Source organism: Kytococcus sp. Marseille-QA3725, from assembly GCF_054950055.1.
The window spans coordinates 1,061,459-1,082,863 of the sequence record NZ_JBUCLA010000001.1 but is presented as its reverse complement, the minus strand read 5'-3'; the positions used below and the strand labels follow the sequence as shown (position 1 = coordinate 1,082,863).

Below are 21,405 nucleotides of genomic sequence, written 5' to 3'. Positions count from 1 at the left end.
TCGTGACGAGGAGGAGGGAGGATGCGCTCGATCCCCGGCCGTCCGGGAATCGAGCGCATCCTCCGGATGCACGACCGGGGTGGGCCGTCGGAGAATGACCTGATGCGCGCGATGGTGGTGGACGAGGTCCGGTCCCGCCCCGAGGTCCGCACGGTGGAGCCACCGGTGGCGCCCGTCGGTGGTGTGGTCGTCGAGGTGCGGGCGACCGGGCTCTGCCGCAGCGACTGGCACGCCTGGGTGGGGCACGACGACGGTGTCGCGTTCCCGCACGTCCCGGGCCACGAGCTCGCGGGCGTGGTCACCGAGGTCGGGCAGGGGGTCGTGAACTGGCACGTGGGGGACCGGGTGACCGTTCCCTTCGTGTGCGGGTGCGGCCACTGCGAGTGGTGCTGGTCGGGCGACGCCCAGGTCTGCCCGAACCAGCAGCAGCCCGGCTTCACCCACTGGGGCTCCTTCGCCGAGTACGTGGCCCTGCACGGGGCCGACACCAATCTCGTCGCGGTCCCGCCGGAGGTCGACTTCGGCACCGCGGCGGGACTGGGCTGCCGGTTCGCCACCGCCTACCGTGCGGTCGTCCGGCGGGCCCGGTTGCTGGCGGGGGAGTGGGTGACCGTCGTCGGGGCCGGTGGGGTCGGGCTGAGCGCGGTGATGATCGCCCGGGCCGTCGGTGCCCGGGTGGTCGCGGTGGACCGCAGCCCCGCAGCACTCGACCTCGCACGCGGTCTCGGGGCCGAGCACACCCTGCTGGCCGATGACCGCGACGTCCCGGCAGCAGTCCACGAGCTCACCGACGGAGGCAGCCACGTCGCGCTCGACGCCGTCGGCAGCGAGGCCACCTCCCGTGACGCCCTGCTGGGGCTGCGCCGACGGGGCCGCCACGTCCAGGTGGGGCTCCTCCCGGCCGCGCAGGGCCGTCCTCGGCTGCCGATGGACCGGGTGATCGACTGGGAGCTCGACCTGCTCGGGAGCCACGGCATGGCGGCCTCGGACTACCCGGCGATGCTGCACCGCATCGCCCGCGGGGAGCTCCGACCGCAGCGGTTGGTCGAGCGCGTGGTCGGGCTGGAGGAGGCCGCCGAGCTCCTGCCGGTCCTCGACAGGGCACCGGGAGCGGGCATCACGGTCGTCGACCCCCACCGCTGAGTCCGCCCCACCGCGGGGACGGGCTCCACGTGTGGTGGACTGACGGTCATGTCACTGGACCGGGCGGTCGAGGCGTTCGGCGAGCACCTCCGCGTGGAGCGGGGGCGGTCCGAGCACACCGTGCGTGCCTACCAGGGCGACCTCCGGGGGCTCGCCAGCCACCTCGAGGCGCAGGGGATCACCACGTGGCGCGAGGTCGGTCTGGCCCACCTGCGGAGCTTCGCCGCCGAGCGTGCGGCACGTGGTCTCTCGCGCACCACGCTGGCCCGGGGGACCGCCTCACAGCGCGCCTTCTTCGGATGGCTCACCGCGAACGGACAGCTGCCGGCCGACCCCTCGGCACGGCTCGTCTCGCCGCGGGTGGATCGCCGGCTGCCGGGGGTCCTGCGGGCCGACCAGGCGGAACGAGCGGTGGAGCAGGCGGGAACGGCGGTGGAGCAGGGCGCCCGCGATGCCTCCGGCACGACACCGGCCCCGACGGACCACGACCCGCGCCGCACGGCGGCCCTCCACCGCGACCGTGCCGTGCTCGAGCTGCTCTACGCGACCGGCATCCGCGTGGGGGAGCTGGTGGCCCTCGACCGGGACGCGCTGTCCTTCGCCGACCTCACCGTGCGGGTCTGGGGCAAGGGCTCCAAGGAGCGCGTCGTGCCCTTCGGGCGGCCGGCCCTGCAGGCGCTGGAGACCTGGCTGGAGGAGGGTCGCCCGGTCCTCGCCACGGAGCGCAGCGGCACGGCGCTCTTCCTCGGGGTGCGCGGGGGACGCATCGATGCCCGCGAGGTCCGCCGGGTGGTGCACCGTGCCGTCGCCCGGGTGGAGGGAGCACCTGACGTCGGACCGCACGGCCTGCGGCACTCGGCGGCCACCCACATGGTCGACGCGGGGGCCGACCTGCGATCGGTCCAGGAGCTGCTGGGCCACGCGAGCCTGGCCACCACGCAGGTCTACACCCACGTCTCCGTCGAGCGTCTCCGCGACGCCTTCAGCAGGGCGCACCCCCGCGCCTGACCGCCGTCGCGGCGAGGGCGTCAGCGACGGCTCCGCCGCCCGTCCCGCGGCTTGAGCTCGGGCTCGAACTCCGGCAGGAGCGTGGGGTCGATGTAGGAGTGCCGCGAGAGCTTGGCCCCCCAGTGCAGGCAGGCGGGCAGGCAGTGCCCGGGGACCACGAGCCCGATGGGGGTGCCGGCGACCACCGGTGTGCCCAGTGGGACGCGGCTGGTCAGCGGCAGGTAGGTCGTGCGCAGGCGGGGCGTGTGCGTGACCGACAGGGAGCCCACGGAGTTGATGGTCCCACTCCAGGTGACCACCCCGGGGCCCGCCGCGAACACCGGCTGCATGGGGGCGGTGGCCAGATCCACCCCGCGGTGACCGCGGCCCCACCGCTTGCGGGGTGGGTCGAACGGGCGGCGGATGCGCACCGGCCAGACGGGCCACTTGTAGTCCAGCGGATCCAGCCCGAGGCGCGCGGTGGGGGACCGGCGCGGCTCCCGGGGCCCACCACCGTGGCCCAGCGCGTCGGCCAGGGACCAGGCCTGCGGGGCGTGGCGGCTGACCGCCTCGCGCTGGATCCCGTGCTGCCACGGCAGCCAGATCGGTGGGGGCAGCTGCACGTTCTCCGGGACGGCCATCTCGTGGACCTCGTCCCGGGAGGTCGTGACCTCCGGCAGCGGGTCGGTGTCCACTGCCTCGGCCGTCGGGGCGGTCAGGCCGAGGACCAGTGCCGCGGCCAGTCCGACCTGTCCGGTGCGACGGGCCAGCCGGCCGGTGCGGCGGGACGGGGCAGTGCCCGGTGGGCGCGGGGCGAGGGACGGGGCACCCACCGGGCCGGAGCGGGGACAAGGGGTCGGGATCTCCATGCCCAGAGGCTCCCGCCGGAGGGGCGCTCCGCGCCGTCGCCTGCCACCGCCCCTGTGGACGGGTGGCGCCGGGTGAAGTCCGGACACAGCCCGTCCACCGACAGCCGCCCGTCCACCGGCGGTCCGGTGACTCCCGCCGAGGCACCCTCGGTCGTGGGCTAGAATCCGACGCACGTGTGATCTGTCGACCGCCGGGTCGTCCTGCGCAGGACGGTTCCGAGGGTCGTCGGTGAGCACGAATTCGCGCCCGGGTCACCGACCCGTGCGTCCCGTGGTCCCCGACGCCCCCGAGGGCGTCGGGGTGGGACGCGCCACCCGGGCCAGGAGACAACTGCAACCCACCAGAAAGCGAGACCTCGGCATGGCCGTCGTCACCATGCGCCAGCTCCTCGAGAGCGGCGTCCACTTCGGACACCAGACCCGTCGCTGGAACCCCAAGATGAAGCGCTTCATCATGACGGAGCGCAACGGCATCTACATCATCGACCTGCAGCAGTCGCTGACCTACCTCAACGAGGCCTACGAGTTCGTCAAGCAGACCGTGGCCCACGGCGGCACGATCCTGTTCGTCGGCACCAAGAAGCAGGCCCAGGAGTCCATCGCGGAGCAGGCCACCCGCGTGGGCATGCCCTACGTGAACCACCGCTGGCTCGGCGGCATGCTCACCAACTTCCAGACCGTGCACAAGCGCCTGGAGCGCCTCAAGGAGCTCGAGGCCATCGACTTCGACGACGTGGCCGGCTCCGGTCGCACCAAGAAGGAGCTGCTGGTCCTCAAGCGCGAGCTGGACAAGCTGGACCGCACCCTGGGCGGCATCCGCGACATGTCCCGCACGCCGTCGGCCGTGTGGGTCGTCGACACCAAGAAGGAGCACCTGGCCGTCACCGAGGCCCGCAAGCTCCACATCCCGGTCATCGCGATCCTGGATACCAACTGCGACCCGGACGAGGTCGACTACGCGGTTCCGGGCAACGACGACGCCATCCGCTCGGTGTCGCTGCTCACCCGCATCGTCGCCGACGCCGCGGCCGAGGGCCTGATGGCCCGTTCCGGTGGTGGCAACGCCGCCGCCGAGGAGCCCATGGCCGAGTGGGAGCGCGAGCTCCTCGAGGGCCAGGCCACCAACGCCGAGGCCGCCACCGGCCAGGCCACCGCCGGCGAGGGCCGCAGCGAGGCCGAGGCCGCCGCCATGCCCGAGCAGGGTGCCGAGGAGGGCAAGCCTGCCGAGCAGGCCGACGCCCCGGAGGCCCCGGCCGACGGTGCGACCGGCGCCGAGTCCCCGCAGGCCTGAACCACCCGACCCACTGCTGATCCACCAACCCGAAGGAGCACCGAGGTTCATGGCGAACTACACCGCTGCTGACATCAAGGCGCTGCGTGAGCAGACCGGCGCCGGGATGCTGGACGTCAAGAAGGCCCTCGACGAGTCGAACGGCGACATCGAGGCCGCCAAGGAGGCCTTGCGCATCAAGGGCCTGAAGGGTGTCACCAAGCGCGAGGGGCGTTCGGCCTCCAACGGCCTGGTGACCGCCCACACCGCGGACGGTGTCGGCACCCTGATGGAGATCAACTGCGAGACCGACTTCGTCGCCAAGGGTGAGAAGTTCATCGCCCTGGCCGACAAGGTGCTCGCCCACGCCGCTGAGCAGCAGATCGACTCCACCGAGGCCCTGCTGTCCTCGCAGCTGGACGGCCAGACCGTCCAGGAGCTGCTGGACGCCTCGAACGCCGAGATCGGCGAGAAGATCGAGATCCGGAACCTCGCCCGCCTCGTCGCCCCCGAGGGTGGCCAGGTCGTGGCCTACATGCACAAGACCTCGCCGGACCTGCCGGCGCAGATCGGCGTGCTGGTGGCCACCACGGGTACGGACGAGCAGTTCGGCCGCGACGTCGCGATGCACGCCGCCGCGTTCTCCCCGACCGCCCTCACCCGCGACGAGATCGACCCCACCGTGGTGGAGAACGAGCGTCGCATCGCCGAGGAGACGGCCAAGGAGGAGGGCAAGCCCGAGCAGGCCCTGCCGAAGATCATCGAGGGCCGCGTGAACTCCTTCTTCAAGGACAACGTGCTGCTTGACCAGCCGTTCGCCAAGGACCCGAAGAAGTCCGTGGCGAAGATCGCCGAGGAGGCCGGTGCCGAGGTGAAGGGCTTCGCGCGCTTCAAGGTCGGTTCCGACGTCCAAGGCTGACGACCGGGTGCTCGCGGTCCGGTCCCGCCGACCGGTCGCACGCACGGGGCACGGCTCCATCCCGCACGGGGTGGAGCCGTGCCCCGTTTCGTGCAGGGGGTGTGCAAGGATCGTCCGGGCCGTACGGCCCCGACCTACCGTCATCGAGGAGGCCATCCCCATGAGCACGACCGCAGAGCAGAGCACCACCGGCGCCCGCCGGGTGCTGTTGAAGATGTCCGGGGAGGTCTTCGGCGGTGGCTCCGTCGGGGTGGACCCGGACGTCGTCAAGGGCATCGCCGCGCAGATCGCCGGTGCTGCGCTCTCCGGCGTGCAGGTCGCCGTCGTCGTGGGTGGCGGCAACTTCTTCCGCGGCGCCGAGCTGCAGACCAAGGGCATGGAGCGCACCCGCGCGGACTACATGGGCATGCTCGGCACGGTCATGAACTGCCTGGCGCTGCAGAACTTCCTCGAGGCCGAGGGGATCGACACCCGTGTGCAGAGCGCGATCGAGATGACCCAGGTCGCCGAGCCGTACATCCCGCGCCGCGCCATCCGCCACCTGGAGAAGGGGCGCGTGGTCATCTTCGGGGCAGGCGCGGGCATGCCCTTCTTCACGACGGACACGGTCGCCGCCCAGCGCGCGCTGGAGATCAAGTGCGACGAGGTGCTCATGAGCAAGTCCGGCGTCGACGGCGTGTACAGCGCCGACCCCAAGAAGGACCCGACGGCCGAGCGCTACGAGCACCTCACCTTCTCCGAGGCGCTGGCCAAGCAGCTCCGCATCGCCGATGCCGCGGCCTTCTCCCTGTGCATGGAGAACCGGCTGCCGATGATGGTCTTCGGCATGCAGGGCGAGGGTGCCATCGAGCAGGCCCTGCGTGGTGAGAGAATCGGCACCATCGTCACGGCCGACTGACTCGGCCGACCGCACCGACCGGACCACGACACACAGGAGACGCGCATGACCGTCAAGGACGCACTGACCGAGGCCCAGCAGAAGATGGACAAGGCCATCGAGGTCGCCCACGAGGACATGGCGGACATCCGCACGGGCCGTGCCCACGCCGGCATGTTCTCCAAGATCATGGTCGACTACTACGGTGCCGCGACGCCCCTGCAGCAGCTGGCCTCCTTCCAGGTGCCCGAGGCCCGCACGATCCTGGTGCAGCCCTTCGACAAGTCGGCCATGTCCGCCATCGAGAAGGCGCTGCGCGAGTCCGACCTGGGTGTGAACCCGTCCAACGACGGCAACCAGATCCGCTGCGTCCTGCCGGCCCTCACCGAGGAGCGCCGCAAGGAGTACATCAAGCTCGCCAAGGCCAAGGGCGAGGACGCCCGCGTCTCGGTGCGCAACATCCGCCGCGCGGCCAAGGAGACCATCGACAAGCTGGTCAAGGACGGCGAGATCGGCGAGGACGAGGGCAACCGGGGTGAGAAGGAGCTCGAGGCCCTCACCAAGAAGCACACCGACCAGGTCGAGGAGATCCTGAAGGCCAAGGAGGTCGAGCTCCTCGAGGTCTGAGCACCGGATTCCCACGGCACCCGTGCCCGCAGCCCCCCGAGCCGGCCGGAACCTGCCGGCGGCCATCGTGGTCGCCGTCGCCCTCGCGTCGCTGATCGTCCTCTCCCTGGTGATCCGGCGCGAGGGTTTCGTGCTGCTCGCCGGCGCCGCGGGCGCCGTCGCGGCCTGGGAGCTCATGACGGCGCTGAAGAACCGGCCCGGTGGCATCCGCGTGCCGGTCGTACCGACCGTGGTCGGCCCGATGGTGATCGCCTGGGCCACCTGGTTCGCGGGCGGCTCGGGCACCGCGGCGGCGGCCGTGGCGATGGTCGCGCTGCAGGTGGTCTGGCGCGCCTACCGGCCACAACGGGACGACCGCGAGGATCCCTTCCACCCCGCCTCCACCGGCGTGCCGCGTGCGATCGCGGACGTGACCGGCGCGGCCCTGGTGACGGGGTACGTGGGGGTCCTGGCGGCCTGCGCCGTCCTCCTCGTCGCGCCCCTCGACGGGGTCGACCGGGTGCTCGCACTCGTGCTCATGGTCGCCTGCTCGGACGTCGGCGGGTACGCGACGGGTGTCCTGTGGGGCAAGCACCCCATGGCCCCGCACCTGAGTCCCAAGAAGTCCTGGGAGGGCTTCGCCGGTTCCGTCGGCGTCGCCGCGCTGGGCGGGGTGGCGGCCATGCTCTGGCTGGTGGACGGCCCCCTCTGGGTGGGCGTCCCACTCGGGATCGCGGCGGCGCTGGCGGCCACCGTCGGCGACTTCGCCGAGTCCGCCCTGAAGCGCGACCTCGGCATCAAGGACATGAGCAACCTGCTGCCCGGTCACGGCGGGATCATGGACCGGCTCGACTCCCTCCTGGTGGCCGCCCCGGTCACCTGGGCCATCCTCGCGGTGGCCGTGCCCGCCGTCTGACCCGTCCCCGCGAGGGGTGGGAGGATGATGGTGATGACTGACCTGCCGCAGCCCACCACCCAGGCCCCCCGACCGGGGGAGCTGACCTTCACCGCTCCCCGTCGGGGCAAGCCCCCGCAGCACCTGGCCGACCTGGACATGGCGGGTCGCAAGGAGGCCGTGACCGCGGCCGGCTGGCCCGCCTTCCGGGCCAGCCAGCTGTCCAAGCACTTCTTCGAGCGCTGGACCGACGAGCCCGGGGCCATGACCGACCTGCCCAAGGAGGGCCGGGAGGACATGGTGCGCGGGCTCATGCCCCGACTGCTGACGCCCGTGAGCGTGCAGCGTGCCGACGACGGGGCCACCATCAAGACCCTCTGGCGGCTCCACGACGGCGCGCTGGTGGAGTCCGTGCTCATGCGCTACCCGCGACGGGTGACCCTCTGCCTGTCCAGCCAGGCCGGGTGCGGCATGAACTGCCCGTTCTGCGCCACCGGCCAGCAGGGGCTGACGCGCAACCTCTCGACCGCGGAGATCGTCGGCCAGCTGGTGGCCGCCAACCGGATGCTCAACGACCCGGACGCGCCCGGTCTCAAGCCGCCGCCCGCGCTGGCCGAGGGGCAGGTGGAGCTCGGTGAGAACGAGGCCGAGGGTGACGAGGCCGATGCGGGCCCGCTGCCGGCCGGCGGTCCCTCGCGCGTGCACAACGTGGTCTTCATGGGCATGGGTGAGGCGCTGGCGAACTACCGGCGCGCCGTGGACGCGGTGCGGCGGATGGTCGACCCCGCCCCCCACGGCCTGGGCATGAGCGCACGCGGCCTGACCATGAGCACGGTCGGCCTCGTGCCGGCCATCGACAAGTTCGCGGCCGAGGGGGTCGCGGCCACCCTGGCGCTCAGCCTGCACGCACCGGACGACGAGCTGCGCGACGAGCTGGTGCCGATCAACCAGCGGTGGAACGTGGACGAGGCGCTGGACGCCGCGCACCGCTACTACCGCACCACCGGGCGCCGCGTCTCGATCGAGTACGCGCTGATCCGCGACATGAACGACCAGGCATGGCGCGCCGACCTGCTGGGGGAGAAGCTCAACGCCCGCGGGCGCGGCTGGGTGCACGTGAACCCGATCCCGCTGAACCCCACGCCGGGCTCGAAGTGGACCGCCTCCCGGCCCGGGGTGGAGCAGCAGTTCGTCGAGCGGCTCCGGGCCGCCGGGATCCCGACCACGGTCCGCGACACCCGTGGCTCGGACATCGACGGTGCCTGCGGCCAGCTCGCGGCGGCGCCGGAGGGCTCGCTGGCCTGAGGGCTCAGGCGCTGCCGAGCAGCGCGGCGACCTGGTCGACGTCGTCGACCAGGTGCAGCACGTCACCCATCTCGCGGCCGCTGCCCAGGGCCCCGAGGTCGGCGGCCTCCGTCGCGCCGGGGCCGCCACCGGTGAGCACCAGGTGCCCGGCGCCGACCAGTGCGTGCCCCAGCCGGGCGGCCGCCGCGTAGCCCTCACCGCCACGGTCCGGCGAGTGACCGCCCATCACCCCGACCACGCTGTGGCCCTCCAGCTCGTCGACGAGCGCGTCGACCACCGAGTCGTCGTGGATGGCGCGCAGCAGCGAGGCGTAGGGGTCGGCCTCCAGCCGCTCGTTGCGGAACCACGCGTGGGCCCGTCCGTCCGAGGTGCCCGCGTAGCCGCCGGCCTCCAGGCCTGCGTACAGCTCGGTCGGTGCGTAGGTGCTGCCGCGGTAGGGGGCCACCGGGGCGTCGTGCAGCGGTGGGAAGATCGTCGCGCCAGCGTCCAGCAGGTGGTCGCGCACCGCCTCGGGAACCGTGCCGCCGAACAGCACGGTGCCGCGCAGGCACGCCGCGGGCAGGGCGAGCAGCCGCTGCGCGAAGGGCCGCATGTCCAGCGCCTCGAGCGCCACCCGCTCCAGCCCGCGACGCTAGCGCCCACCGGCGCCGAGCCCGGACCAGTGTGCGGGGACGGGGGTGCCGGCTGGCACAGTGACCCCCATGAGTGCCCGCACCGTCATGGTTGCCTCCCCGGAGGGGAACACCGGAAAGTCCGCGATCGCCCTCGCCCTCGTCGACGCAGCCGTCGGCACGGTCGAGCGGGTGGGGGTGTTCCGTCCCGTCGCCCGTGCCGAGGACCGCGAGGACGACCCCATCCTGCGCGCCCTGCTCACGCACGCGGGATCGACGCTGACCTCCGCCGACGCGATCGGCGTCACCTACGAGGAGGTGCATGCCGACGAGGAGCAGGCGCTGGCCGACGTCGTGGCCGCCTACTACCGGGTCGCCGAGGAGTGCGACGTCGTGGTCGTGCTCGGCTCGGACTTCACCGACGTGAACGGCCCCACCGAGTTCTCATTCAACGCACGGGTCGCGGCCAACCTGGCCTCCCCGATGGTGCTGGTCGTTCACGGTGACGAGCGCACGCCGGAGCAGGTGCGCAGCGCGGCGGAGGCCTGCGTGCACGAGGCCGAGGCGCAGCACGCGGACGTCCTGGGCGTGGTCTGCAACCGGGTCACCTCGCAGGACCCGCAGGACGTGGCCGCCGCGCTGGGCGAGCTCGGCGGCGGCGAGGCGCCCGTCCCGGTGCTCGGTGCCGTCCCGGACCTGCCCCTCCTGTCGGCCCCGACGGTGCGCGACGTGGTGAAGGCGGTGGACGGCTCGCTGCTCTGGGGCGACGAGGCGGCGCTCGACCGGGAGGTCGAGGACATCCTCGTCGGCGGCATGAACCCCGAGCACATCCTCGACCGGCTCTCGGACGGGCAGCTCTGCATCGCGGCGAGCGACCGGGTCGAGATCCTGCTGACGCTCATCGCCGCCCACACCTCCGAGGGCTTCCCGACGCTGAGCGCGGTCGTGCTCAACGGCGGCTTCGAGGTCTCCGAGCGGGTGCGCGAGCTCGTGCAGGGACTCAACCTGCGCCTGCCGGTGATCGAGACCAGCGGCAACACCTACGAGACCGCCCGGGCGGCCTCCACCGTGCGCGGCCTCCTCGGGCAGGGGAGCGGTCGCAAGACCGCCGCGGCCCTGACCCACGTCTCGGCCCACCTGGACGCCCGCGCGGTGCTCGAGCAGCTCGACGTGCGCCCGACCACCGCGGTGACGCCGTTGATCTTCCAGCACCAGCTGGTCGAGCAGGCCGCTGCCAGCCGCCGCCACATCGTGCTGCCGGAGGGGTCGGACGACCGCATCCTGCGCGCGGCCGGCCGGGTGCTGACCCGCGGTCTGGTGGACCTGACGATCCTCGGCGAGGTCGAGGCCATGACCCGTCGCGCCCAGGAGCTCGGTGTGGACCTCTCCGCGGCCACGCTGCGCGACCCGGCCGACGACCCGGACTCCGAGCGCCTCGCCGAGCTCTACACGGAGCTGCGCGCCCACAAGGGCATGACCCTGTCCACGGCCCGCAACGTCATCGCCGATCCGAACACCTTCGGCACCCTGCTGGTCCGGTCCGGCCAGTGCGACGGCATGGTCAGCGGTGCGGCCCACACGACGGCCGAGACCATCCGCCCCGCCTTCCAGGTGATCGGGACGGCTCCGGGCGCCGACGTGGTCTCCAGCTGCTTCCTCATGTGCCTCGCCGACCGGGTGCTGGTCTTCGCCGACTGCGCCGTCATCCCGGAGCCCACGAGCGAGGAGCTCGCGGGCATCGCGGTGGCCAGCGCGGCGACGGCGCGCTCGTTCGGCATCGAGCCGCGGGTGGCGATGCTCAGCTACTCCACCGGCGAGTCCGGCTCCGGCAAGGAAGTCGAGAAGGTGCGCGCAGCCACCGAGCTGGTGACCCGGCAGGCACCGGACCTGCCGGTCGCGGGGCCGATCCAGTACGACGCGGCCGTCGAGCCCACGGTGGCGGCCTCCAAGCTGCCGGACTCCGACGTCGCCGGCCGCGCCACCGTCCTGGTCTTCCCCGACCTCAACACGGGCAACAACACGTACAAGGCCGTGCAGCGCATGGCCGGGGCGCTGGCCGTCGGCCCGCTGCTCCAGGGCCTGGACCGGCCGGTCAACGACCTCTCGCGCGGCGCGCTGGAGGACGACATCGTCAACACCATCCTCATGACCGCCGTGCAGGCGGGCACCACCGACCCCGGGAGCAACCAGTGACCGTCCTCGTCATCAACGCCGGGTCCTCCTCGGTGAAGTTCCAGGTGATCGACCCCGACTCCGCTGAGCTCCACGCCAAGGGGCTGCTGGAGCGCATCGGCGAGCCCGTGGGCTCCACCACCCTGGAGCTCCCGGGCCGGGACACGCTCACCAGCGACCGTGCCTTCGCCGACCACACCGAGGCGCTTGGTCACGTGCTGGAGCACCTGCGGGAGGTCGACGGGCTGCTGGAGGACGTCACCGTGGTCGGCCACCGCATCGTCCACGGCGGCAGCCGGTTCGACGGGCCGGTCGTGATCGACGACCGCGTGGTGGAGGTGCTCCGCGAGCTGTCCCCGCTGGCGCCGCTGCACAACCCGGCGAACGTGCTGGGCATCGAGGCGGCGCGCGGCCAGCTGCCGGACGTGCCCCACGTCGGCATCTTCGACACCGCCTTCTTCACCGACCTGCCCGCCGAGGCGCGCACCTACGCGATCGACACCGAGGTCGCCGAGCAGTACCGGGTGCTGCGCTACGGCTTCCACGGCGCCAGCCACGACTACGTCTCGGCGCGCGCCGCCGAGGACCTCGGGCAGCGCCGCGAGGACCTGCGCATGGTGGTGCTCCACCTGGGCAACGGGGCCTCCGCGGCGGCCGTCGCGCACGGTCGGCCGATCGACTGCTCGATGGGCATGACGCCGTTGGAGGGGCTGGTCATGGGCACCCGCCCCGGTGACGTCGACCCAGGCATCCTGCTCCACCTGCTGCGCCACGGCATGACCCCGGAGGAGGTCGACGACCTGCTCAACCGCCGCAGCGGCCTCAAGGGGCTCACCGGTTCCGGCGACATGCGCGAGGTGCGGGCTGCCGCGACGGCGGGGGACGAGCGGGCCCGCCTGGCGCTGGACATCACCCTGCACCGCCTCGTGCGCTACGTCGGTGGCTACCACGCGCTCATGGGTGGTCTGGACGCGATCGTCTTCACCGCCGGCATCGGCCAGAACAACGTCGAGATCCGGGCCGAGCTGGGGGAGCGCCTCTCGGCGCTGGGTGTCGTCGTCGACCCCGAGCGCAACAGCTCGGTGTCGCCGCAGGACGAGGAATCGACGGTCGTCTCGGCCGACGACTCGCGGGTGACGGTCATGGTCACACCGACCAACGAGGAGCTCTACATCGCGCGCGCCGCCCAGGAGGCAGTGGCAGGCTGAGGGGCATGACGCACCACGCGGACCTGCAGCAGCGCATCGACGACCTCGTGCCGGCGGCCCTGACCGGCCTGTACGTGGGTGGGGCCTGGCGGGAGGGGGCCGACGGCCGGAGCCTCACGGTCACCGATCCCAGCGACGGGTCGGACCTGCGCGAGGTCGTCGATGCCTCCGTGGAGGACGCGGCCGCGGCGCTCGACGCGGCCGTGGCGGCCCAGCGGGACTGGGCCGCCACCCCGCCCAGGGAGCGCTCGGAGGTGCTGCGGCGGGCGTTCGACCTCGTGGTCGAACACGCCGAGGACCTGGCCGCCCTCATGACCCTGGAGATGGGCAAGTCCCTCACCGAGGCACGCGGTGAGGTGACCTACGGCGCCGAGTTCCTCCGTTGGTTCTCCGAGGAGGCCGTGCGCCTGGAGGGGCGGATGGTGCCCGCCCCGGGTGGTGGGTCCACGATCCTGACCCGCCGGCGCCCGGTCGGTCCGGTGTTCGCGATCACGCCGTGGAACTTCCCGCTGGCGATGGCGACCCGCAAGGTCGGCCCGGCCCTGGCCGCTGGGTGCACGGTGGTGCTCAAGCCCGCCTCGGCCACCCCGCTGACGGCCGTCGCCCTGGTGGACCTGCTGCAGCGGGCCGGCGTGCCCGACGGCGTCGTCAACCTCGTGACCACCTCCCGCACCTCGGAGGTCAGCACGCGCATCATCGAGGACCCGCGCCTGCGCAAGCTCACCTTCACCGGCTCCACGCCGGTGGGTCGGGCCCTGCAGGAGCAGTCCGCGCAGAACCTCCTGCGGACGTCCATGGAGCTCGGCGGGAACGCCCCCTTCGTGGTGCTGGAGGACGCCGACCTCGACCAGGCCGTCGAGGGGGCCATGGCGGCCAAGTTCCGCAACATCGGTGAGGCCTGCACCGCCGCCAACCGCTTCGTGGTCGTGCGCTCGGTGGCTGACGAGTTCGCCGAGCGCCTCACCGCCGCCGCCTCGGAGCGGCGGGTCGGTCCCGGTGGGGACGAGGGGGCGGACCTGGGCCCGCTGGTCGATGCAGGGGCACTGGATAAGGTCGTCGAGCTGGTGGACGACGCCCTCGAGCGCGGTGCACGCGTGCTCACCGGTGGGCCCGCCAGCAGGGACGAGTTGAGGGACTCGCTGCCCGAGGGGGGTGCCTGGTACCCGCCCACCGTGCTGACGGACGTGCCGCAAGGCGCTCGCGTCCTGCAGGAGGAGATCTTCGGTCCGGTCGCGCCCATCCAGGTCGTCGACGACGAGGACGCCGCACTGGCCGCCGCCAACGACACGGAGTTTGGCCTGGTGGGCTTCGTCTACTCACGCGACGTCTCGCGGCTCATGCGCTTCTCCGAGGGCATGGAGACCGGCATGGTCGGCCTCAACATGGGCGTCGTCTCCCAGCCCGCCGCGCCCTTCGGCGGGGTGAAGCACTCCGGGCTGGGGCGCGAGGGTGGCCACGAGGGCGTCGAGGAGTACCTCGAGACGCAGTACCTGGGGCTCGCTGGGTGACGGTCCGGTGACGGGCCGGTGAACGGGCGCTCAGGAACGCCCCAAGATCCGGTCGGTGGGCTGGTCGGGGTGGAGGCTCCGCTCTAGCGTGCCTGACGGCACCCCTCGTACCGGGTGCCGCAGACGCACACGGCTCCCCGACGACGAGGACGACATGTTCCGCACGCATGCTCTGCCCACCCTCACCGCGGCCTCCCTCGCAGTGGCCCTCACCGGTGCCACCGCGGCCACCGCGGCCCCGGCCGACGACCGCACGCCTGCCCCCCTCTCCGGTGACGGGGCGACCATGGGGTGGTCGGTGCCCGACGAGCACACGACGGGCCAGGTCGGCACGATGCAGGCGCAGGACACCAGCTGGCTGGCCGAGCTGACGCACGGTCCCTACGGCGTCGACACCAGCGGCCACACCACGATCGAGGACTGGCAGTGGTTCACCGACCACTCCGCCAAGTTCGCCTGGATCAAGGCCACCGAGGGCAACTACATGACCGCGGACTCGTTCTCCGAGCAGTGGAGCGGGGCCACCGAGCAGGGCATGCTGCGCGGCTCGTACCACTTCGCCAACCCGGAGTTCTCCTCCGGGCCGGAGCAGGCCGAGTTCTTCGTCGAGAACCGTGGCGGCTGGAGCGGGGACGGTCGGACCCTCCCCGGGGCCCTCGACCTGGAGTACAACCCCTACGGCGAGATGTGCTACGGCAAGACCAAGGCGGAGATGAACAGCTGGGCCCGGGGCTTCATCACCCGCTACGAGCAGCTGACGGGCGTCAAGCCGATCATCTACACGAACGCCGACTGGTGGAACACCTGCGTCGGGGACTACGACTACTCCGACGTGAAGCTGTGGCTGGCGCGCTACGCCGACTCGCCCGGCAAGGCGCCGCACTCCTGGTCGCACCACGGTGCGGCCCACACCATCTGGCAGACGCACCCCGTGGACGCCCACGGGTACGACGTCAACCGGGTCCGCGGGAGCTTCGGGGACCTGAAGCAGCTCGCGCGCAAGGGCTGACCGGCGCAGCGGCGCCGAGTCGTACGCTGGCGCCCATGTCACAGCGCCGCGTCACGCTCCTGGGTTCCACCGGCTCCATCGGCACCCAGGCCCTGCAGGTCATCGCCCGGAACCCTGACCGCTACGCGGTGCACGGGCTCTCGGCCGGGGGCAGTGACCTCGGCCTCCTCGCGCAGCAGGTGCTGCAGACGGGCGCCGAGGTGGTGGCCGTCGCGCGGGGCACCGAGGCGGACCTGCGTGCTGCCCTCGACGCTCTGCCCGGCGGGGCCGCGACACGTCCGCGCGTCCTCGTCGGGCCGGAGGCGTCCACCGAGCTGGCGGCCGAGCCGGTGGACGTCGTGCTCAATGGCATCACCGGCTCCATCGGGCTGCGGCCCACGCTGGCGGCGCTGGAGTCCGGCAGCACCCTCGCGCTGGCGAACAAGGAGTCGCTCATCGTCGGGGGACCGCTCGTGCGCTCCGCGATGCAGCGGCCCGACCAGATCGTGCCGGTGGATTCCGAGCACGCCGCCATCGCCCAGTGCCTCGCCGCCGGGCGCCGGGACGAGGTGCGGCGCCTGGTCATCACGGCCTCCGGGGGCCCCTTCCGGGGCCGGACCCGGGCCGAGCTGGCCGGGGTCACCCCGGAGCAGGCGCTGGCCCACCCGAACTTCGCCATGGGCCGGGTCATCACGACCAATTCGGCCACGCTGGTGAACAAGGGCCTCGAGGTCATCGAGGCCCACCTGCTCTTCGACGTCCCCTTCGACGACATCCAGGTCGTCGTGCACCCCCAGCAGCAGATCCACTCCATGGTCGAGTTCCGCGACGGGTCGACCATCGCCCAGATCGGGCCGCCGCGCATGCTCGTGCCGATCGCCCTGGGGCTCAGCTGGCCCGAGCGCCTCGAGGAGGTCGACGAGCCCACCGACTGGACCACCCCGATGCAGTGGGACTTCACCCCCCTGGACTCCGAGGCCTTCCCGGCGGTCGACCTGGCGGTGCACGTCGGTCGACTGGGCGGTACGGCGCCGGCGGTCTACAACGCGGCCAACGAGGAGTGCGTCGAGGCGTTCCACGAGGGGCGCATCGGCTTCCCGGAGATCGTCGACACCGTCGCGGCGGTCGTGGACGAGCTCGGCGCCGGGGGAGAGGAATCCCTCGGCCTGGACGACGTCCTCGCCGCCGAGGAGCGGGCCCGGGCGGCTGCGAACGCACGCGTCGGAGCGGGGTCCCGCGCGTGATGCTCTACCTGCTGGGGGTGCTGGTCGTCTTCCTCGGCATCTGCCTCTCGATCGCGCTGCACGAGATCGGGCACCTGGTGCCAGCGAAGGCCTCCCGGGTGAAGGTCACGCAGTACATGGTGGGCTTCGGCCCGACGCTCTGGTCCACTCGTCGCGGTGAGACCGAGTACGGCGTGAAGGCCGTCCCGCTGGGCGGCTACATCCGCATGATCGGCATGCTGCCGCCCCGCCGCGAGGACCCCTCGGGCACAGTGCGGCGCAGCTCCACCGGGCTGCTCGACCAGGTCACCGAGGACGCCCGCGACGCCGCCCTGGAGGAAATGGGGCCGCAGGACGCCGATCGTGTCTTCTACCGGCTGCCGGTCTGGCGCAAGGTGATGATCATGCTCGGCGGTCCGGTCATGAACCTGCTGATCGCCGTGGTGCTCCTGACCGGTGTCCTCACGCTCCACGGGACGGCCGAGCCGACCACGACCCTGCAGTCGGTCGTCCAGTGCGCTCCGGAGGACCCGGAGGCCACCGAGTGCGGACCGCAGGACGAGCCCAGCCCGGCCGCCGCAGCGGGCCTGGAGCCGGGGGACCGGCTCGTCTCCGTCGGCGGGTCACCGGTGACCGAGTGGGACCAGGTGACCGCTGCCATCCGCGAGAGCGGGGGCAAGGAGCTCCCGCTCACCGTCCAGCGCGGGGGAGAGCAGCTGGAGCTGACCGCCCAGCCGGTGGTCCGCGAGCGCCCTCGCATGGTGGACGGGGAGGTCGTCGAGGAGGACGGCCAGCCGGTGCTCGACGAGGTCGGCTACCTCGGTGCCTCGCCCGCCTCCGAGCAGGTCCGCCAGCCGCTCTCGGCGGTGCCGCCGATGATCGGCGACGGTCTGGTCCGCACCGCGTCGGTCGTGTTCACCATCCCCGCCCGGTTGTGGGACGTCGGGCAGACCGTGCTCGGGCTGGAGGAGCGGGACCCCAACGGTCCGATGTCCGTGGTCGGTGTCGGCCGGGTGGCCGGCGAGGTGACCTCCAGCCAGGAGATCGGCCTGGACTGGGGCGAGCGGGTCGCCTTCTGGGCCAGCCTGCTGGCCAGCCTCAACCTCGCCCTGTTCGTGTTCAACCTGGTGCCGCTCGTGCCGCTGGACGGCGGGCACGTGGCCGGTGCCCTCTGGGAGGGCGCACGCAAGGCCTGGGCGAGGTTCCGCGGGCTGCCCGATCCGGGCCACGTGGACGTCGCCCGGATGATGCCGCTGGCCACGGGCATGGCGGTGGTCCTCATCGCGATGTCCCTGCTGCTCCTCTACGCAGACATCGTCGCGCCGGTGCGGCTGGGCTGACGGGGCGCGGTGGGCGTTCCCGGCACCGGTTGCGATACTGGGTGACATGACCGTTGAGCTGGGAATGCCCGCGCCCGCACCGCAGACCGTGGCCCCACGGCGCAAGAGCCGCAAGATCAAGGTGGGTGACACCTTCGTCGGGGGCGACGCCCCCGTCAGCGTGCAGACGATGACCACCACCAAGACGGCGGACGTCAACGGCACGCTCCAGCAGATCGCCGAGCTGACCGCCGCCGGCTGCGACATCGTGCGCGTGGCCTGCCCGACGCAGGACGACGCCGACGCGCTGCCGGCCATCGCGGCCAAGAGCCAGATCCCGGTCATCGCGGACATCCACTTCCAGCCCAAGTACGTCTACGCCGCGATCGAGGCCGGCTGCGCGGCCGTGCGCGTGAACCCGGGCAACATCAAGAAGTTCGACGACCAGGTGGGCCAGATCGCCAAGGAGGCCAAGGACGCCGGGGTCTCCCTGCGCATCGGCGTGAACGCCGGCTCGCTGGACAAGCGCCTCTACGAGAAGTACGGCGCCCCAACCCCCGAGGCGCTGGTCGAGTCCGCCGTCTGGGAGGCCTCGCTCTTCGAGGAGCACGACTTCCACGACTTCAAGATCTCGGTGAAGCACAACGACCCGGTCGTCATGATCAAGGCCTACGAGATGCTCGCCGAGCGCGGCGACTGGCCGCTGCACCTGGGCGTCACCGAGGCCGGCCCGGCCTTCCAGGGCACCATCAAGTCCGCCACCGCCTTCGGGGCGCTGCTGGCCAAGGGCATCGGTGACACCATCCGCGTGAGCCTCTCCGCCCCGCCGGTGGAGGAGGTCAAGGTCGGCACGCAGATCCTGCAGGCGCTCAACCTGCGGCCGCGCAAGCTCGAGATCGTCTCCTGCCCCTCCTGCGGCCGCGCGCAGGTGGACGTCTACAAGCTGGCCGACGAGGTGACCGCCGGGCTGGAGGGCATGACCGTCCCCCTGCGCGTGGCCGTCATGGGCTGCGTCGTCAACGGCCCCGGTGAGGCCCGCGAGGCCGACCTCGGTGTGGCCAGCGGCAACGGCAAGGGCCAGATCTTCGTCAAGGGCGAGGTCATCAAGACGGTGCCTGAGGCCAAGATCGTCGAGACCCTCATCGAGGAGGCGATGCGGATCGCCGAGGAGGTGGGCGAGCCGGTCGACGGCGAGGGCACCGGCCCGGTGGTCACCGCGGCCGGCTGAGTCCGGTGGGTGCGGTCCTCAGAACATCCCGACGAAGAGGTTCAGCAGGACGGTCAGCACCACCGACGCGACCACCGAGAACAGGATCATGAGCAGGCAGCCGGGGCCACCGCCGACCGGACGGACTTCGGTGTTTCCGATGCGCATCCTCCGAGGCTAGCGGCGCACCGCCGTCGGTGCCCGGCGAACGCCGTCGTCGCGCAACGGACTGCACCTCCGAGGTCACGAGCCGGTGTCGATCGTGCGGCGGGCCTCGACGCCGCGGCGAGACCCTGCTCACAATGGGCGGCCAGGGCCCGCGGACCTCCCGCGGACCCCAGGCCGGGCACCCGGTGGAGAGGTGGGCAGACATGGGTGGACAGCAGCAGGCACGGGGGAGCTACCAGGAGGTCCTGCAGCGGAGCCTCGACGACCCCGAGGGTTTCTGGCTGGGGGCGACCGAGGCCATCGACTGGACCGTCCTGCCCACCCGGGCCCTGGACGACTCCGAGGCACCGATGTACCGCTGGTTCCCCGACGGGGAGCTGAACGTCAGCCACAACGCGCTGGACCGCCACGTCGAGGCGGGGCGGGGGGACCAGCCGGCCCTGGTCCACGACTCCCCGGTGACCGACAGCCGTCGCACGTTGACCTACGCCGAGCTCCTCGACGAGGTCGCGCGCTGCGCCGGTGCGCTGCGCGATCTGGGGGTCGGCAAGGGCGACACCGTGGTCATCTACATGCCGATGGTCCCCGAGGCCGTCGTCGGCATGCTGGCCTGCGCGCGGCTCGGCGCCGTGCACTCCGTGGTCTTCGGCGGCTTCGCCCCCGCCGAGCTGGCCGTGCGCATCGAGGACGTCGCGCCGAAGGTCGTCCTCTCGGCCTCCTGCGGGGTGGAGCGCACCCGGGTGATGCCCTACAAGCCGATGCTCGACGAGGCGATCAGCCGCTCGGCCCACCAGCCCGAGCACTGCGTGATCCTGCAGCGGGAGCAGCACCCGGCGGAGCTGGGGGAGCGGGACCACGACTGGGCGACGCTGACCGCCCCCGGGTCCGTCGAGCCGGCCGGACCCACGCCCGTCGCGGCCACCGACCCGCTCTACGTGCTCTACACCTCCGGGACCACCGGGCGCCCCAAGGGGATCGTCCGCGACAGCGGCGGCTACGCGGTGGCCATGCGCTGGTCGATGACCAACCTCTACGGCATCGGTCCCGGCGACACGTGGTTCTGCGCCTCCGACGTCGGCTGGGTGGTCGGGCACTCCTACATCGTCTACGCGCCGCTCCTGACCGGGGCCACCACGGTGCTCTACGAGGGCAAGCCCGTGGGGACCCCGGACCCGGCGGCGTTCTGGCGGGTGGTCGAGGACCACGGGGTCAAGGCGCTGTTCACCGCCCCCACCGCGATCCGGGCGATCAAGAAGGAGGACCCGGACGCGACCGGACTGCAGCAGCACGACGTCTCCACGCTGGAGCACCTCTTTCTGGCCGGTGAGCGGCTCGACCCGGACACCTGGCAGTGGGCCACCGACCACCTCGGCATCCCGGTGGTGGACAACTGGTGGCAGACCGAGACCGGGTGGCCCATCGCGACCAACCCCGTCGGCATCGAGACCCTGGAGATCCGTCCCGGCTCGCCGTCGGTGGCCACGCCGGGCTACCGCATCGAGGTGCTCGACGACCGGGGCGAGGAGGTGGAGCCCGGGACGGAGGGCGCCATATGCCTGCGGCTGCCGATGCCCCCGGGCACGCTGCCGACGCTCTGGAAGGACGACGAGCGCTACGTCTCCAGCTACCTGTCGGCCTACCCCGAGCACTACCTGACCGGCGACGGCGGCATGGTGGACGCCGACGGGTACGTCTACGTCATGGGCCGCACCGACGACGTGCTCAACGTCGCCGGCCACCGGCTGTCCAGCGGCTCCCTTGAGGAGGCGCTGGCCGGGCACCCGAGCGTCGCCGAGTGCGCCGTGATGGGCGTGGCCGACCCGCTCAAGGGACAGGTGCCCCGCGCGCTGGTGGTGCTCAAGAGCGGCGTCGAGCTCGACGAGGCCGGCGCGGACGCGCTGGTGGCCGAGCTCGTGCAGCGGGTGCGTGACGAGGTGGGTGCCGTCGCCGCGCTGCGGGAGGTCGACCTCGTCGAGGCCCTGCCGAAGACCCGCTCGGGCAAGATCCTGCGCAAGACGATGCGGCAGATGGCCGACGGCGAGACCCCGCAGGTGCCCAGCACCATCGAGGACCCGGCGGTGCTGGACGTGCTGCAGGAGGTGCTCCGCCGCCGCTGAGGTCGTCGGTGGT

The 21,405-nt window shown here is 72.4% G+C and carries 19 protein-coding genes; 16 read left to right on the top strand and 3 right to left on the bottom strand.

Annotated features, from left to right (window positions below):
* Nucleotides 1-102: 102 nt before the first annotated feature.
* A complete protein-coding gene (locus ACY8FT_RS04935; RefSeq protein ID WP_462418401.1) occupies nucleotides 103-1,143 on the top strand; it encodes a zinc-binding dehydrogenase in 1,041 nt (346 codons plus the stop codon).
* Between the two features lie 48 nt (nucleotides 1,144-1,191).
* Nucleotides 1,192-2,151: a tyrosine recombinase XerC gene (locus tag ACY8FT_RS04930; RefSeq protein ID WP_462417806.1), complete on the top strand. Its 960-nt coding sequence runs from the start codon at nucleotides 1,192-1,194 to the stop codon at nucleotides 2,149-2,151.
* 20 nt (nucleotides 2,152-2,171) lie between these two features.
* Here the strand turns inward: ACY8FT_RS04930 and ACY8FT_RS04925 are convergent, their stop codons facing one another.
* Nucleotides 2,172-2,999, bottom strand: coding sequence for a M23 family metallopeptidase (locus ACY8FT_RS04925; RefSeq protein WP_462417805.1), 828 nt, complete (start codon nucleotides 2,997-2,999; stop codon nucleotides 2,172-2,174).
* A gap of 361 nt (nucleotides 3,000-3,360) precedes the next feature.
* Here ACY8FT_RS04925 and rpsB point away from each other — a divergent pair, with 361 nt between their 5' ends.
* The 6 genes from rpsB (at nucleotide 3,361) to rlmN (ending at nucleotide 8,871) form a co-directional block, all read left to right on the top strand.
* The gene (gene rpsB / locus ACY8FT_RS04920; protein WP_462417804.1) at nucleotides 3,361-4,290 is read left to right on the top strand and encodes a 30S ribosomal protein S2; all 930 of its coding nucleotides are present in this window, start codon (nucleotides 3,361-3,363) and stop codon (nucleotides 4,288-4,290) included.
* Nucleotides 4,291-4,339: 49 nt separating this feature from the next.
* Nucleotides 4,340-5,188 carry a translation elongation factor Ts gene (gene tsf / locus ACY8FT_RS04915; RefSeq protein ID WP_462417803.1) on the top strand — a complete coding sequence of 283 codons (849 nt, stop codon included), beginning with the start codon at nucleotides 4,340-4,342 and terminating at the stop codon, nucleotides 5,186-5,188.
* A gap of 160 nt (nucleotides 5,189-5,348) precedes the next feature.
* A complete protein-coding gene (gene pyrH / locus ACY8FT_RS04910) occupies nucleotides 5,349-6,086 on the top strand; it encodes a UMP kinase (RefSeq protein WP_462417802.1) in 738 nt (245 codons plus the stop codon).
* Between the two features lie 45 nt (nucleotides 6,087-6,131).
* Entirely contained in the window at nucleotides 6,132-6,692 is a 561-nt protein-coding gene (frr, locus tag ACY8FT_RS04905) for a ribosome recycling factor (RefSeq protein ID WP_462417801.1), read from the top strand.
* A gap of 22 nt (nucleotides 6,693-6,714) precedes the next feature.
* Nucleotides 6,715-7,587, top strand: coding sequence for a phosphatidate cytidylyltransferase (locus ACY8FT_RS04900; RefSeq protein WP_462417800.1), 873 nt, complete (start codon nucleotides 6,715-6,717; stop codon nucleotides 7,585-7,587).
* A gap of 33 nt (nucleotides 7,588-7,620) precedes the next feature.
* Nucleotides 7,621-8,871, top strand: coding sequence for a 23S rRNA (adenine(2503)-C(2))-methyltransferase RlmN (gene rlmN, locus ACY8FT_RS04895; protein WP_462417799.1), 1,251 nt, complete (start codon nucleotides 7,621-7,623; stop codon nucleotides 8,869-8,871).
* 4 nt (nucleotides 8,872-8,875) lie between these two features.
* Here the strand turns inward: rlmN and ACY8FT_RS04890 are convergent, their stop codons facing one another.
* Entirely contained in the window at nucleotides 8,876-9,463 is a 588-nt protein-coding gene (locus tag ACY8FT_RS04890; protein WP_462417798.1) for a hypothetical protein, read from the bottom strand.
* Between the two features lie 109 nt (nucleotides 9,464-9,572).
* Between ACY8FT_RS04890 and pta the strand changes: the two genes are divergently transcribed.
* From pta to ispG, 7 genes are all read left to right on the top strand, one after another.
* Nucleotides 9,573-11,675, top strand: coding sequence for a phosphate acetyltransferase (pta, locus tag ACY8FT_RS04885; protein WP_462417797.1), 2,103 nt, complete (start codon nucleotides 9,573-9,575; stop codon nucleotides 11,673-11,675).
* Nucleotides 11,672-12,862 carry an acetate/propionate family kinase gene (locus ACY8FT_RS04880; RefSeq protein WP_462417796.1) on the top strand — a complete coding sequence of 397 codons (1,191 nt, stop codon included), beginning with the start codon at nucleotides 11,672-11,674 and terminating at the stop codon, nucleotides 12,860-12,862. The genes pta and ACY8FT_RS04880 overlap by 4 nt, the downstream gene beginning before the upstream one ends.
* Before the next feature lie 5 nt (nucleotides 12,863-12,867).
* On the top strand, nucleotides 12,868-14,370 hold the full coding sequence (locus tag ACY8FT_RS04875) for an NAD-dependent succinate-semialdehyde dehydrogenase (RefSeq protein ID WP_462417795.1): 1,503 nt from the start codon (nucleotides 12,868-12,870) through the stop codon (nucleotides 14,368-14,370).
* 154 nt (nucleotides 14,371-14,524) lie between these two features.
* Entirely contained in the window at nucleotides 14,525-15,379 is an 855-nt protein-coding gene (locus ACY8FT_RS04870; protein ID WP_462417794.1) for a GH25 family lysozyme, read from the top strand.
* Nucleotides 15,380-15,414: 35 nt separating this feature from the next.
* Nucleotides 15,415-16,602, top strand: coding sequence for a 1-deoxy-D-xylulose-5-phosphate reductoisomerase (dxr, locus tag ACY8FT_RS04865; protein ID WP_462417793.1), 1,188 nt, complete (start codon nucleotides 15,415-15,417; stop codon nucleotides 16,600-16,602).
* Entirely contained in the window at nucleotides 16,602-17,921 is a 1,320-nt protein-coding gene (locus ACY8FT_RS04860) for a M50 family metallopeptidase (protein WP_462418400.1), read from the top strand. Before dxr ends, ACY8FT_RS04860 begins: the two co-directional genes overlap by 1 nt.
* Nucleotides 17,922-17,967: 46 nt before the next feature.
* A complete protein-coding gene (gene ispG, locus ACY8FT_RS04855) occupies nucleotides 17,968-19,128 on the top strand; it encodes a flavodoxin-dependent (E)-4-hydroxy-3-methylbut-2-enyl-diphosphate synthase (protein WP_462417792.1) in 1,161 nt (386 codons plus the stop codon).
* An 18-nt stretch (nucleotides 19,129-19,146) separates the two neighbouring features.
* On the opposite strand, the gene ACY8FT_RS04850 is transcribed toward ispG, so the two are convergent.
* A complete protein-coding gene (locus tag ACY8FT_RS04850; RefSeq protein ID WP_462417791.1) occupies nucleotides 19,147-19,275 on the bottom strand; it encodes a hypothetical protein in 129 nt (42 codons plus the stop codon).
* Nucleotides 19,276-19,478: 203 nt separating this feature from the next.
* Between ACY8FT_RS04850 and ACY8FT_RS04845 the strand changes: the two genes are divergently transcribed.
* Complete coding sequence (locus tag ACY8FT_RS04845) at nucleotides 19,479-21,392, top strand: acetate--CoA ligase (protein ID WP_462417790.1); 1,914 nt, start codon at nucleotides 19,479-19,481, stop codon at nucleotides 21,390-21,392.
* Nucleotides 21,393-21,405 lie beyond the last annotated feature (13 nt).

Coding starts and splice junctions, on each gene's coding strand:
- rlmN (WP_462417799.1), top strand. CDS start 7,621: ATGACTGACCTGCCGCAGCCCACCACCCAGGCCCCCCGACCGGGGGAG.
- ACY8FT_RS04935 (WP_462418401.1), top strand. CDS start 103: ATGCGCGCGATGGTGGTGGACGAGGTCCGGTCCCGCCCCGAGGTCCGC.
- ACY8FT_RS04850 (WP_462417791.1), bottom strand. CDS start 19,275: ATGCGCATCGGAAACACCGAAGTCCGTCCGGTCGGCGGTGGCCCCGGC.
- dxr (WP_462417793.1), top strand. CDS start 15,415: ATGTCACAGCGCCGCGTCACGCTCCTGGGTTCCACCGGCTCCATCGGC.
- frr (WP_462417801.1), top strand. CDS start 6,132: ATGACCGTCAAGGACGCACTGACCGAGGCCCAGCAGAAGATGGACAAG.
- rpsB (WP_462417804.1), top strand. CDS start 3,361: ATGGCCGTCGTCACCATGCGCCAGCTCCTCGAGAGCGGCGTCCACTTC.
- ACY8FT_RS04860 (WP_462418400.1), top strand. CDS start 16,602: ATGCTCTACCTGCTGGGGGTGCTGGTCGTCTTCCTCGGCATCTGCCTC.
- ACY8FT_RS04845 (WP_462417790.1), top strand. CDS start 19,479: ATGGGTGGACAGCAGCAGGCACGGGGGAGCTACCAGGAGGTCCTGCAG.
- tsf (WP_462417803.1), top strand. CDS start 4,340: ATGGCGAACTACACCGCTGCTGACATCAAGGCGCTGCGTGAGCAGACC.
- ACY8FT_RS04870 (WP_462417794.1), top strand. CDS start 14,525: ATGTTCCGCACGCATGCTCTGCCCACCCTCACCGCGGCCTCCCTCGCA.
- pyrH (WP_462417802.1), top strand. CDS start 5,349: ATGAGCACGACCGCAGAGCAGAGCACCACCGGCGCCCGCCGGGTGCTG.
- ACY8FT_RS04930 (WP_462417806.1), top strand. CDS start 1,192: ATGTCACTGGACCGGGCGGTCGAGGCGTTCGGCGAGCACCTCCGCGTG.
- pta (WP_462417797.1), top strand. CDS start 9,573: ATGAGTGCCCGCACCGTCATGGTTGCCTCCCCGGAGGGGAACACCGGA.
- ACY8FT_RS04890 (WP_462417798.1), bottom strand. CDS start 9,463: ATGCGGCCCTTCGCGCAGCGGCTGCTCGCCCTGCCCGCGGCGTGCCTG.
- ACY8FT_RS04925 (WP_462417805.1), bottom strand. CDS start 2,999: ATGGAGATCCCGACCCCTTGTCCCCGCTCCGGCCCGGTGGGTGCCCCG.
- ACY8FT_RS04875 (WP_462417795.1), top strand. CDS start 12,868: ATGACGCACCACGCGGACCTGCAGCAGCGCATCGACGACCTCGTGCCG.
- ispG (WP_462417792.1), top strand. CDS start 17,968: ATGACCGTTGAGCTGGGAATGCCCGCGCCCGCACCGCAGACCGTGGCC.